Consider the following 13,091-nt stretch of genomic DNA (forward strand, 5'->3'; position numbering starts at 1 on the left):
GGCTTTGATTTTCTATCTGACTAGAAAATATAAATGGAGAAATCCATTTTTCAAATAGAATAAACACAATGGTAAATAGTATATAAACAACTAAAGTAAAATTAAATGCAGTCGAGACATACCGAGTTTTCAGCGAATTGTCCAAATCATTTAAATATCTCGCTAATGCTTGTGTAACTTCTAGTGCAATTACTAAATTCACAAATGTAATTATTAATGTAACTATATCAATTAAACCATAATCACTAGGACTCAAGATTCGGGTATACAATGGGAGTAATAGAAAAGATATACCTCTTGTTAACACGGTTGCTAACGTATATATTAACCCATGTCCCATTACTTTTCTTAACATGCTACAACCTCTTTATTTTAGCTTTTTCAACGATATATTTGTGCTAATTTTTCAGCTACAACTTTTATATCATGTACCTTTTCAGCATACTTTCTCCCCTGCATTCCAACTTTGTACCTTTCTTCTGCTGGCGCTTGAATCCAGTTAGCTAATATTTCTTCAACCGTGTCAGGGTTTGCATTGATAATAGGTAAGCCTTCTGGATAACCACTTAAAAATTCAGGCAGTATATAACATATGACAGGTTTCCCTAACGCCATTGCCTCACAAGCAAAGATTCCATGTGCTCCTCCACATAACTGATCAATTACAATATCAGCAGTTTTGTAAATTTCTATCGCTTGTTGATTAGACATTTTTTCAACGCGCTTATATTTAAATTTAAGACCTTTATTCTGTAAGTTTTCTATCGCTTTTTCAACATAAACTGTTCCTTTAAATGCTTGTTGACTAGGTGCATGGACAATAACAGGCTCATTTGTATCATCTAATACAGGATAAACAGGCTGATACAATTCAGTATCTACACGTTGACCGATAATATGGACTTTTTCAAAATAGGGATTTAAAAATTCATTAAACGTATGATCAGAAAAAATAGCTACACCATCTGTTAAATCAGACCATCGTTTCATTTTCTCTATGTTATTTTGTTCATCCTCATTGTAAGAATTAACAAAAAAGGGATTTCTTTTAGCTTCTATTAGAGGTAGTCTAACATCACTACCCCAAAACTCACTAAACACCTTAATACCTGATTTTTTTAAAATTTTAACATCTAAATATTTAGGTAAAATAGAAGTTCCAAAATGATAATGTATAATATCATATTCCTTTCTAATTTCGTTTACTTTTTTTACTCTATCAAGTAATTTAATCACCTTAGATTTACTTTCAATAAACTCCCATTCATTTTTATATTTAAAGGGGTGTACGGCTGTTAAACTATCTGCTTTAAGACCAATAGCTCTTAAACCTCTTACACTTAAAGATACTTGGCCTGCAATCTCCACAGGGGTATGTAAAATTTTCATCATATTTTTCCCTCATCTAATATACGACTAGGATTTCCAACTATAATTACATTTTCAGGTGTGTCTTTAATAACAACACTTCCCATCCCTACTAACGTACCTTGATTTAATATTACTCCATTACGTATCGATGCACTTGCACCAATGTAACAACTTTCTTTCACTTGAACCCCACCAGATAAATTAACACAACTAGCCAGAATATTATTGTTTTTCAAAATACAATCATGGTTTATAACTGACCCCGATAATATAATAGTAAAATCACCAATTATTACATTTGAGCATATAGTTACATTAGGAAAAATTATGTTTCCAATGCCTAAGATGGAAGATTTTGAAACTCGTGCACTTGGATGAATTATATTTATAAACCTCTTAGTATCAATGTCGATTTTTCGGATAATTTCTAGACGGTTTTTATAACTTCTTTCACTACCTATTGTAAAAACGAAATTCACTTCTTCTGGCAATTGCTTCGCTAAAGATAATCCGCCTAACACTGAATAACCATTAATATTCTTTTGATGAATTTTTTCATCATCATCAAGATAGCCTAAAATTTCGTATTTATTTTCATTAGATAATATTGATATTTCTTCTATAATTTCCGCCACATCAATCGAATTACCACCTGTACCAATGATAATAATTTTAGTTGTCATTAATTCACCCGCTATCTTATCAACAATTTTATTTCTTTTGAAATATTGGTAATTTCTGATTTTTCTAACACTGGACTTAATGGTAGTGCCAAGCCTTGCTTAAATAAATTTGTCGATATATTTAAAATTTGATTATCAGCACTATATTTAGATTTGTAATAATTTAAATCGATGAGTGAGTGTGCACCTAAATTGGCTTCAATTCCTTTATTCTTTAACTTTTGAATACAGTCGTTACGATTAATACTCGTATCTAAAACAACCATTAAAGTCTGCCAAGCATGTCCTTCAATTTTTTCAGGCAACTGAATATTTGAACAGTTTTTTAATAACTCGTAATAATAATCTACCAATTCACTTCTTTTTTGAACCCAACTGTCAAAATGCTTTAATTGGTGAATGCCCAATACTGCTTGAAATTCTGTAAGGCGGTAATTAAAGCCAGGCAAAACAAAATCCATTGAGCCATCTTCATTTCTCTCAATTCCATGATTCCTCAATAAATTCATTTTATAACTTAAAGCTTCATTATTTGTTACAACAGCACCGCCTTCACCTGTAGTGATGGCTTTTCGTGGATGCCAAGAAAAACAGCCTATGTCTCCAAATGTTCCTACGTGTTGTCCATTCCATTTAGCTCCTAACGCACATGCAGCATCCTCTACTACAAATAAATTAAATTTATTAGCAATTTCCATAATACGTGTCATATTAGCAGGTGCGCCAAATTCATGTACTACAATAATGGCTTTAGGTTTTTCTTTTTCCGAATAATTCTTAATCGCTTCTTCTAATTTATCTGGATCCATATTATATGTCTTAGCATCTACATCCACTAATACTGTACGTGCCTTTTGAATCTCTACAACGTTTGCTGTTGCAGGGAACGTAAAACCAGGGACAAATACAGCATCCCCTTCACCAATATTTAATGCTGCTAGTGCAATATGTAGTGCAGCTGTTCCACTAGAAACAGCTACTACATGTTGTACGTTCATATATGCTTTCAAAGATTCTTCAAATTCAGCTACATATTTCCCTTGAACAAGCATTCCAGTTCGCAATACCTCAGACACTGCTTGAATTTCTTCTTCGCTAATAATTGGTTGTGACAACTTAATCATCTTATCACTCTTTTCCTTTAAAAAAATCTGCCGTTCTTAAAATACCCTCTTCTAGATCCACTTTTGCTTCAAATTCTAATAATTCTTTAGCTTTATCGATTTGAGGAATACGTAATTCAATATCTGCAGACACCTTAGGCACAAATGTTACTTTTGATTCTGAATCTAATACTCGAATTACTGTGTTAGCTAAACCATAAATTGTTGTAACGGTTCTTGAATTCCCAATATTGAATGACTCTCCAACTGCTTGGTCGTACACTAAAGTTCTTAAGACACCTTCTACCATGTCATCTACATAGCACCATGCTCTAATTTGTGTACCGTCTCCATGAATTTGTATTTCTTCATTTTTTATTGCCTTCATGATGAATGTTCTAATAGCCCCTTCACCTACTTGACTAGGACCATATACATTAAAAGGTCTTACTGTTACTGTAGGTAAATTATATTGTTTAAAGTACGCATATGCCATATGTTCTTCTGCCAACTTACTTACAGCATACGTCCATCGAGCTTCCCCAACAGCACCTAGTACAGTAGGACTTGTTTCTTCTGATCTAAAAGCTAATTGTCCAAATACTTCACTTGTACTGAAGCACACAACCCGTTTACAATCTTCCAGTGTCGTAGCAGCTTCTAGAACATTAGCTGACCCTATCATATTCACTTGCATCGTTTTTACTGGATTTTTAACTACAGTATCAATACCAGCAATCCCTGCACAATGAATAACATAATTAGCGCCCTTAATATTTTCTTTTAAGTGATCTATATCTAATACATTCCCTTTAATAACTGTTAAATTAGGATGGTTTTTAAAATCTTTATCTTTTAATGCATCTCGATCAAAGCTATCATATATCGTCACTCGATTATTTTCTAGTAATTTACCTGCTAATGTAGAACCAATAAAACCAGCACCGCCTGTGATAAAAATATTTTGCCCTTTAATTTTTTCTAATAAATGTTTCATTAATAAACTCCTCTATAATTTGATGTATTTACTTTCTTCTGAGCTATAAGAATTACGCGTATCTAAAACTGCATTTGAAAACTTGTTAATTTCATTATAATCAAATTCACTGTGATTCGTTGCAATGATTATTAAATCTGCTCCTCTTAATAATTGCTCGTTTAATGAAACAGATTGAACTATGTTGCCCGCTAGTTTAAATTCAGGAACGTGAGGATCTACTACTTGCCAATTGGCACCGAATTGAGTTAGTCGTTCTAAGATTGGTAATACAGGCGATTCACGGTAGTCGTCGATATCTCTTTTATACGCGACCCCTAACACGACAATATTTGAACCACGGATAGCTTTACCTTGTTCGTTTAAGATTTCCATCGCACGTTGTACAACAAAGTCTGGCATGCTGTCGTTAATTTCGCCCGCTGTTTCAATCAGTTTTGTATGGTAGTTATATTCACGTGCTTTCCACGTCAAGTACCATGGATCGATTGGAATACAGTGACCTCCTAATCCAGGTCCTGGATAGAACGGCATAAATCCATATGGCTTAGTTGCTGCAGCGTCAATAACCTCCCATACATCAATGCCCATCTTATTACATAAAATTGCCATTTCATTTGCAAGGGCTATATTAATATTACGGAAGGTGTTTTCCAATAATTTCTCCATCTCTGCTACAGCTGGGCTTGATACTTCATGTACGTCACCATCTAACACAGCGCGGTACATAGAAGCAGCTACTTTTGTACAAGCTTCCGTTATACCACCGACCACTTTCGGTGTGTTTTTCGTATTGAAATGCTTATTTCCAGGATCAACACGCTCTGGTGAATAAGCGATAAAAATATCTTCACCAACAATAAAGCCTTTTTCTTCTAAAATTGGTTTAATTAATTCTTCTGTCGTTCCTGGATATGTTGTACTTTCTAATACGACCAATGTCCCTGCCGTCACATTGGCTGCGATTGCTTGGGCAGAGCTTTTTACATACGACATGTTCGGTTGTTTATAAATATCTAACGGTGTCGGTACACAAATGGCAATGGCGTCAACTTCTTTAATAAAGCTATAATCAAATGTTGCTTTTAATTGTCCCGATTTCACCAACTGCTCTAAATCTTCTTGAATCACATCACCGATGTAATTTTCACCAGCATTAACCCTGTCTACTTTTTCTTTTTGAACATCAAAGCCAATTACTTGAAAACCTGCTTTAGCTTTTTCTACTGCTAATGGTAAACCTACGTACCCTAAACCAACAACCCCAATTGTTGCTGTTTTATTTTCTAATTTTTTTTGTAATGATTTTGCGTATTCCATCATGCTTCATCCTTCACCATCGAAATTTTCTCACCTTTAGCAGCTGATGTATAAAATGCTTCTACCAAACTTAGTGCGTTCTCTCCATCTTTCCCGGTTACAGCAGGTGTTGTGTTACTTGTAATCGCTTCTATCATATCTTCTATAATTTTTTGATGCCCGGGTGTACCCCAAGGGTCTACTTTAATCATTTCTGACCATTGTTGAAGCTCTTCTTGTTCGATTCCTTCAATATCAATATGTTCGAGATACAGCGCATTCGTACCACCGATTTTAACCGTTCCTTTTTCACCAAAAATCGTAATCGATTCTTCAAAATTTTTAGGAAAAACCGTCGTCGAAGCTTGTACTGTCGCAAGTACACCTGATTCAAATCTAATCACACCTGTTGAGACATCTTCCGCTTCGATATCGCGTAAACGTGTTGCTTCCATACTAAATACTTCTTTCGGTTGACCTAAATACCAAAGTAGTAAATCTAAATTATGAATCGCTTGGTTCATTAAAACGCCCCCGTCAAACTCTTTTGTTCCGCGCCACGGAGATTGGTCATAATACGCTTGTCCACGGTTCCAGTTCACGATACATAATGCATGGCTTACTTTTCCTAACAAATTATTATCCAAAATCCACTTTAGTTTCATAGCTACAGGGCGGAAACGATTCGGATGAACAACAGCTAAATTGACGTTATACTTTTCGGCTGCTTGTATAATCGTATTCGCTTGTTCTGCGTTCATCGCAATCGGCTTTTCGACAATAATATGTTTACCGTAAGAAGCAGCCAATGTAGCTAGGTTTGCATGACTGCCACTTGGTGTACAAATATTTACTATATCTATAGCCTCATCTTGTAACATATCATCAACATTACTATATGTTTTTGCATTATATTGTTCTGAATAAGATAACATTAGTTCAGGAACACGATCGCAAACAGCAACTAATTGTGCACCGGGTATTTTATCAATAGCTTCCGCATGTTTTTTTGCTATGAAGCCACAACCAACGATTGCAAAGTTCATAAGTATACCTTCTTTTCTTATTTCAAATTCCTCATCAAATATTTCATTTTCTTCCAGATTTTACGAAAGCGATTCGCTCGTTTAAAACTAACAACTGCAGCTACTTTTTTCTTAGATATATCTCTAAATCCATTAAATATTTTCGAGTAATTTAGAAAGTTGTTTGGTGTATTAAATGTTAATAATTCTTTATTTCATGCCACTAATATTAATTCTATTATTCGCTACATCGATTAATAACGACTTCATCCTTTCTATAGATTCTGTTTCGATTTGCCTCAAAAGTTCGGACATTTCAAGTTGAGAAACCGTATTAGCTTTACCAATGTGGATTTTCGGATACACATACTGCTGTTGTATTTCCCCAGGGTTAAGTAACTCTTCAAACATCTTCTCGCCTGGGCGAATTCCCAAATATTTAATTTCAATCTCATCTTCCATGTAACCTGATAACTTAATTAAGTTACGCGCTAAATCTACAATTTTCACAGGCTCACCCATATCTAACACAAAAACTTCTCCCCCATTCGCGAGTGATCCCGCCTGCAAGACTAGCCTACTAGCCTCTGGAATGGTCATAAAGTACCTCGTCATTTCTGGATGTGTTACCGTTACTGGACCACCTGCAGCAATCTGTTGTTTAAATAATGGTACCACACTCCCTCTTGAACCTAATACGTTACCAAAACGGACCGCAGCAAAAACCGTTTCGCTTCTTGTAGCTAATTCTTGTATTACCATTTCAGCTATTCGTTTTGTAGCTCCCATCACATTTGGAGGATTGACTGCCTTATCTGTAGAAACTAGTACAAAATTTTTAATATTAAAGGTATGCGCTGCCTCCGCAACATTTTTCGTACCAAAAACATTATTTTTCACGGCTTCTCTAGGGTTATACTCCATTAAGGGTACATGCTTATGCGCTGCTGCATGATAAATAACATCGGGTCTATAATTCGTAACAATTTCAAAAATTCGCTTTCGATCCTGCACATCGGCAATAATTGGGATTACTTCAATACCCTTTCCAACTTTCTGTGTAAGCTCATAATGAATCGTATAAATAGAATTCTCACCGTGACCTAATAGAAGCAGCTTTTTGGGTTGAAACTTCATAACCTGACGACATATTTCGGAGCCAATCGAACCACCGGCGCCAGTTACTAATATAATCTTATCTGTTAACTTCTCTGAGATTGCAACCATATCAAGCTTTACTTCTTCTCGACCTAGTAAATCATTAATATCTACATCTCGCATTTCATTGACAGACACTTTACCAGTCATGACGTCTTCAATTTTTGGCATGATTTTAATTTGGACATTTGTAGTTGCACATTTATCATAAATTTTTTTAATGCCTGCTTTTGAAAGTGATGGTATGGCAATAATAATTTCATCAATTTGCTTTTTTTCTACTATTTTTGCAATGTCACCTACCGTTCCCCAAACAGGTAAACCCATTATATTTAAATACTTTTTATTGACATCATCATCAACAAATCCAACTGCTTGAATATCTTTTTCACTTGTATTTTGAAGGTTTTTCGCAAGCATTGAGCCTCCTTGCCCTGCTCCGACAATTAATACACGCTTTATGTCATGTGGGTTTTTGAATGATTCCTTATCATTTAATAACCTTAATAAAAATCTTGACCCACCAATCATAATAATATGCAGCATCCAAGTAACTGCCATTACACGAAAATAAATATCATTATTGATGAATTGCTGCAATATACTTGCTGCCCCTACAGAAATGGTTACTGCATAGGCAATTGTCAATAATTCACGAACAGAGGCAACACTCCATACCCTCGTATACAGCTTATAGAAATATGCTGCAATATGATGGCTTATTAACAAAGTGATCGCACTAAGGACAATTACTTTATTTGAATATACATTTAACGAAGGGTGCAGCAACCAATAGCTCATAAAAATTGCAGAGAGAACAATGCATGAGTCCATTATAAAAAACATGAAGTACCTTAATTTATAACTCATTTTTTGTTACCTCTTTCATTTCACTTTGTAGCGGATGCTTTCCAGTAAGAACGGAAAAATACTAACCCTATTCCCATCATTAATCCTATTATTAATCCTATTGCCAAATTTAACACTTTATTTGGGGAAGTTGGGAATTCAGTTAAAGTTGGATCAATAATAACACGAATAAAAGGATCTGCTTTAAAACTATCCAAACCTGTTTTCACAGATTGATATTTTGCTAATACTGAATGATATTCTTCTGATTTTGTATCAATTTGCGCCTTTAGCTGTAATAAATCATTCTGAATAGATCCAGTTACATTAGATAATGCATTTGATTGTTCAGTCGATAAATTCAATACAAATTGCGATGAGGAAATTGTTTGTAAAATCAGCACTGCTGGTAGATTATTTTTTGTAATCACATTATTGTAGCTCGACATTAACTGCTCAATTTCACTTGATAAACTATTGGATTCTTTTAAATAAGTTTGCTCTAATTGATTTAATGTTTCTTTCATTGAAGAGCTAACTTCATTTTTAGTTTTTTCCATTAATAGTTGCAAATGCTTTTGTGCTTCTTCACGGTTATTTGCTACATACTTTATTTCTACTAAATCTGTATTTGGCTGATTTGAAACTGTTAAGTTTGCACTGCTAAAATTATTTATATCTTTTGCTTTGAAATAATTTTTACTTTGTTCTACATTTTGCAATCGTTGCATGTAAACTGTCGGGGTAAACTCAGTTGCTACGTAATTCGACATGATCCCTGCATCTTGTACTCCACTTGAGATCTGTACAACGGCTTTTGACTCATATTGTTCTTCTAATACAAACCAGCTAACAATTCCCGCAAATAACAAGGCAATAATAGTACAAATCACAATAATCCACTTACCCTTTAATAATATATCAATTATTTCTCGTAATTCAATTGTTTCTTCCATTTGATTTAATCTCCTTACTATCATTCTGTACAAGGGCTATCAAAATCCCAATAAAGATAAAAGCATATGCTGAAGTAGCAGGTAATGAATCATTAAACATAGCTTGTGAAAAGTAAGCTAAAGCTGTAATTGCTATCATAAACTTTATCCACGATTTTTTAAACAACAATGACAGTACTTTTAATACAATCGTTACCAATAATAGTAGAAATGCGATCAAACCAAAAATGCCAAAGCTATATAGTACTCCAATAAATTCATTATGGGGCTTATCAGTAATAACTTCTTCATACATCATTCCAGATCTAGCATCTATATTATAATGCGGGAAATTGTAAATTAGAGTATCACTTCCATACCCTAAAATAGTACGCTCTTTAACTAATTCGAGCGTTTTCTCCCAAATATATACACGACCTGAACCTGCCGCTGTTGCTCTTTCAGGTAACACTGGCAATTCAAAAGCTCTTTCACTTGCATATACCATATTACTAGTTTTAATTAATGCTGTAACTTCATCTAAATAAGGATTCTTTTCTGTAAAAAATCCAAATGATTCATTCCAAACACGCGGATTTTTTTCAGCTAACACATGAAAAACTGGTGATGTAATTACCAGAAATATCGCTAACGCCGCTACTGCGGAGCTCTTTCTTTCTGTTAAAAAAGCCGCAACCAAAATTACCACTATTAATAGTGCTACCGTTAAAAAACCACTATTAGAAATCGACATAAATATTACTATAATTGACGCACTGGCCATAATTGCTCCGATAACATTTTCAAACCATTTCTTAGATGTAACTGCCCAAGCTAGATACATCACCGTCATCATCGCAAACATCCCGCTCATATAGTTCCACTGATTCAAAGTCCCTACTAATGTTGAACCTTCAGAAATATTAGAGCCTTCTGGTAAAAATAAGGAAGTTAAATTTTGTGCCCATTTATTGTAGAGAAGCAAATCCTTGCCATAAAAATTCATAGTAATTATGTAAAGGTTTATAATCACAAAAGGCATCATCGTATACATAATATAATTTACAACATTTTTCGGATATTCAATATTCATCGCAATAAACATTAGCGATACATAGCAAAGCCAACTAATGGCACCATCTGAACGATTATATTGTCCACCTAACGCAATTGAAATATTTGGAGAGGCTATAGTTGAAACAACGATAGCTACTACAAATAATCCAAGTATATAGTTAAAAAAAGTTTTTCGAATCGTTCCCCCCATAAAAAATACCTTTATAAGCAACATTGCTCCAGTAATTATTGTAATTACTAAAACTATTAAAGCCTTATAATGTGTAAACAAGTCCCCCTTTACACCTGATGATAACACATCAATATTCGATACTAATGGACTTATTACTTCTTCCACATTTGCCATAACTACTAATGGCATAAAGCCAATTAAAAATAAAAATAGTCGAAAAATCCATTTATCGATATTTGCACGCGATTGAGCATTTTCCTTCTCATCACTTATCGTATCGGATTTGCGAAGTTCCTCATAAAATGAAGTCATTTTAAGCTACCTTCCTTATTCCATATTTTCCATTTGAGTTAATAGTTCTGTTATACGCTCTTGATAAGTAGGATATTCTTCTGGTATCCAACCCCATTCACGGCATCTTTCTAGAACCATTTTAGAATCATCATATCGTTCTGCAAAAAATAAAACCTCTCCAAACTGAAGCATAAACATCGCATCCTCTACTTTATGAGGATTAATGTCCAATGCCTTTTGAAGTAAAATTGCGGATTGTTTATAATCTCCTAAATTTGCAATGATTAAACCGCCCAAATAGTTAACTGTCTCTGAATTTGGCTGACGCAATAATAATTCATTTATTATTCCCCCAGCTTCAGCATAATTTCCCACAGTATATAGTTGACTAGCTTGTTGGTAAAGCGTATCATTTGTTAAAAATTCCTCATCTTGTTTACTTGCCAGTACTTTTGCAGTTATACAACCGATTATAATAAAAGTAACAATTCCAAGTAAAATATATTTTCTTTTCGATTCAGTAAGCTGCATTGTTCACAATCCTTTATGCGTTGAATTTTGAATAACAGTCTCATTATACACTAATCTAGGTCTCGTTTCCTTATAAACCCCTAAATTTAATGTATTACATTCGTCTATCTTCTTCGTAAAACATTCTAATTTCACATCAAAACCAAACTTAATATATAAAAGTTAAAAGTTTCTATTTACTATAATTTAAAATTGATTTTATGTATTCACACCCTTCACTCTTTAAAGGTAAATAAATTGAATGGATACTTATATTTTTATAATTATCAAACCCTTAGACTCCTTTAATTAAAGTTATTTTTATCCTTATTACATACTCTCATTAAAACTAGCCTTAATATCTATGTCCCTCCAAAAAATTCTCTTCCTATGTTCCGTGCCATAAATCGAAAATACCACAACCAGAGGATGTGGTATTTTCGATTTATGTACTTACTTTATCTTTTAAGTAGAATCAGTAATCTAAAAAAATCAACAGATGACTAAGATACTAATGCTTTACCAAGTATTGCATTATTTTATATTTCTAATTTTTATTTAAATATTCCATCAAATTTATAAATCCCACATATTACAAAATTACCCCCCTATAGGATTATAATTTCCTATAGGGGGGGAGATATTTTAGCAAATATTTATTAAATATTAATTAACGAACTACAATGCTATATGGAGCTAAGAATTTACCTTCTTTTGAAGCTTCTTCAAATAATGTAATTGTTGTAGCACCTGTTACATTAACTGTTGCATCTAAAGTTGTGTCAGCAAATGTAATTACAGAAGCAAGACCTTGTAAATCTTGAGCTAATGTACCTGTAGCATTGAATGTAGTACCGCTAGTTACTGTACCAGCTGTGTACGTAATTCCATTTACAGTTAATGTTTTACCTACAGCAATATCACCTAAAGCTGATAAGTTATACTCATAACGACCAGATGTAGCCACAACAGCAGTTGTTGGCGAAACTGTTAAATCATTAAATAAAGTAGGTGTAGTTGAACCGCTTACTGTAATTGTTGAAGTATTATTCTTAGCAGTAATTACAACACGACCTGCTTCAACTGTTGCAGTTGCATCAGTTGTAATAGTAGCTAAAGCTGCATTTACTTTATCACGAATTTGTTCAGCAGTATCTGTACCTACGATTGCTACATCAGCAGTAGTTGAAGTTCCAACTTGGATAGTAAATTTAGAGCTTGAGAAGTTTGTAGACCCTACTACAGAACTTACATATCTCGCTGGTGCTGCTGCTACGCCTGGTGTACCAGTTGCAAGTACTGTTGGAGCATAAGTATTTGATGTTGCTACACCATTACCAGATGCTTTAGAGTCAGCACTCTTATCTTCATTGAATAAGCGAACATGATTTGCTGTTGCATTAGTTTGAATTTCATCACCAATTGTTAAAAGATTTTCAAATTCTGTCGCACTAGCTAAAACATTATCAGTTGTTGATGTAGAAAAATCAGCGTGTAATGCTGCTGCAAATGAGCTTGCTGAATCATAGTAATAGTGCTTAACGGTGTTTGTCAATATAGTTGTCGCATCAAGCTACTTAACTTTTCTATCAAAATCAAAATCTGTTCTATTAAAATC

12 protein-coding genes are annotated in these 13,091 nt (G+C 33.9%); all 12 read right to left on the reverse strand.

All coding sequences use genetic code 11. The features are described 5' to 3' along the window. Nucleotides 1–355 (reverse strand): lipopolysaccharide biosynthesis protein (locus tag ACTHOQ_RS17980; RefSeq protein ID WP_440497516.1); only part of this gene is annotated, 355 nt, incomplete at its 3' end. Between the two features lie 26 nt (nt 356–381). After that, nucleotides 382–1,392, reverse strand: coding sequence for a glycosyltransferase family protein (locus ACTHOQ_RS17985; RefSeq protein ID WP_440497518.1), 1,011 nt, complete (start codon nt 1,390–1,392; stop codon nt 382–384). Further along, the gene (locus ACTHOQ_RS17990; protein ID WP_440497519.1) at nt 1,389–2,054 is read right to left on the reverse strand and encodes an acetyltransferase; all 666 of its coding nucleotides are present in this window, start codon (nt 2,052–2,054) and stop codon (nt 1,389–1,391) included. Before ACTHOQ_RS17990 ends, ACTHOQ_RS17985 begins: the two co-directional genes overlap by 4 nt. An 11-nt stretch (nt 2,055–2,065) precedes the next feature. After that, nucleotides 2,066–3,178: a DegT/DnrJ/EryC1/StrS family aminotransferase gene (locus tag ACTHOQ_RS17995; RefSeq protein WP_440497521.1), complete on the reverse strand. Its 1,113-nt coding sequence runs from the start codon at nt 3,176–3,178 to the stop codon at nt 2,066–2,068. Nucleotides 3,179–3,182: 4 nt separating this feature from the next. After that, nucleotides 3,183–4,154 (reverse strand): NAD-dependent epimerase/dehydratase family protein, encoded by a 972-nt coding sequence (locus ACTHOQ_RS18000; protein ID WP_440497523.1) that lies wholly within the window; start codon nt 4,152–4,154, stop codon nt 3,183–3,185. Between the two features lie 12 nt (nt 4,155–4,166). Beyond that, nucleotides 4,167–5,474 carry a nucleotide sugar dehydrogenase gene (locus ACTHOQ_RS18005; protein ID WP_440497524.1) on the reverse strand — a complete coding sequence of 436 codons (1,308 nt, stop codon included), beginning with the start codon at nt 5,472–5,474 and terminating at the stop codon, nt 4,167–4,169. Beyond that, a complete protein-coding gene (locus ACTHOQ_RS18010; protein ID WP_440497525.1) occupies nt 5,474–6,499 on the reverse strand; it encodes a Gfo/Idh/MocA family protein in 1,026 nt (341 codons plus the stop codon). Before ACTHOQ_RS18010 ends, ACTHOQ_RS18005 begins: the two co-directional genes overlap by 1 nt. Nucleotides 6,500–6,688: 189 nt before the next feature. Next, nucleotides 6,689–8,506, reverse strand: coding sequence for a polysaccharide biosynthesis protein (locus ACTHOQ_RS18015; RefSeq protein ID WP_440497526.1), 1,818 nt, complete (start codon nt 8,504–8,506; stop codon nt 6,689–6,691). 20 nt (nt 8,507–8,526) lie between these two features. Then, complete coding sequence (locus tag ACTHOQ_RS18020; protein ID WP_440497528.1) at nt 8,527–9,441, reverse strand: Wzz/FepE/Etk N-terminal domain-containing protein; 915 nt, start codon at nt 9,439–9,441, stop codon at nt 8,527–8,529. Continuing rightward, on the reverse strand, nt 9,425–10,981 hold the full coding sequence (locus tag ACTHOQ_RS18025; protein WP_440497529.1) for an O-antigen ligase family protein: 1,557 nt from the start codon (nt 10,979–10,981) through the stop codon (nt 9,425–9,427). The genes ACTHOQ_RS18020 and ACTHOQ_RS18025 overlap by 17 nt, the downstream gene beginning before the upstream one ends. A 15-nt stretch (nt 10,982–10,996) precedes the next feature. After that, nucleotides 10,997–11,494 (reverse strand): tetratricopeptide repeat protein, encoded by a 498-nt coding sequence (locus ACTHOQ_RS18030; RefSeq protein WP_440497530.1) that lies wholly within the window; start codon nt 11,492–11,494, stop codon nt 10,997–10,999. 649 nt (nt 11,495–12,143) lie between these two features. Further along, complete coding sequence (locus tag ACTHOQ_RS18035) at nt 12,144–13,028, reverse strand: hypothetical protein (protein WP_440497532.1); 885 nt, start codon at nt 13,026–13,028, stop codon at nt 12,144–12,146. Nucleotides 13,029–13,091 lie beyond the last annotated feature (63 nt).

This window comes from Solibacillus silvestris, assembly GCF_051967575.1.
Taxonomy (GTDB): domain Bacteria; phylum Bacillota; class Bacilli; order Bacillales_A; family Planococcaceae; genus Solibacillus; species Solibacillus silvestris_B.

Bases quoted from the DNA above. Each gene is read 5' to 3' on its own strand.
- ACTHOQ_RS17985 (WP_440497518.1), bottom strand. From the start codon at position 1,392: ATGATGAAAATTTTACATACCCCTGTGGAGATTGCAGGCCAAGTATCT.
- ACTHOQ_RS17990 (WP_440497519.1), bottom strand. From the start codon at position 2,054: ATGACAACTAAAATTATTATCATTGGTACAGGTGGTAATTCGATTGAT.
- ACTHOQ_RS17995 (WP_440497521.1), bottom strand. From the start codon at position 3,178: ATGATTAAGTTGTCACAACCAATTATTAGCGAAGAAGAAATTCAAGCA.
- ACTHOQ_RS18000 (WP_440497523.1), bottom strand. From the start codon at position 4,154: ATGAAACATTTATTAGAAAAAATTAAAGGGCAAAATATTTTTATCACA.
- ACTHOQ_RS18005 (WP_440497524.1), bottom strand. From the start codon at position 5,474: ATGGAATACGCAAAATCATTACAAAAAAAATTAGAAAATAAAACAGCA.
- ACTHOQ_RS18010 (WP_440497525.1), bottom strand. From the start codon at position 6,499: ATGAACTTTGCAATCGTTGGTTGTGGCTTCATAGCAAAAAAACATGCG.
- ACTHOQ_RS18015 (WP_440497526.1), bottom strand. From the start codon at position 8,506: ATGAGTTATAAATTAAGGTACTTCATGTTTTTTATAATGGACTCATGC.
- ACTHOQ_RS18020 (WP_440497528.1), bottom strand. From the start codon at position 9,441: ATGGAAGAAACAATTGAATTACGAGAAATAATTGATATATTATTAAAG.
- ACTHOQ_RS18025 (WP_440497529.1), bottom strand. From the start codon at position 10,981: ATGACTTCATTTTATGAGGAACTTCGCAAATCCGATACGATAAGTGAT.
- ACTHOQ_RS18030 (WP_440497530.1), bottom strand. From the start codon at position 11,494: ATGCAGCTTACTGAATCGAAAAGAAAATATATTTTACTTGGAATTGTT.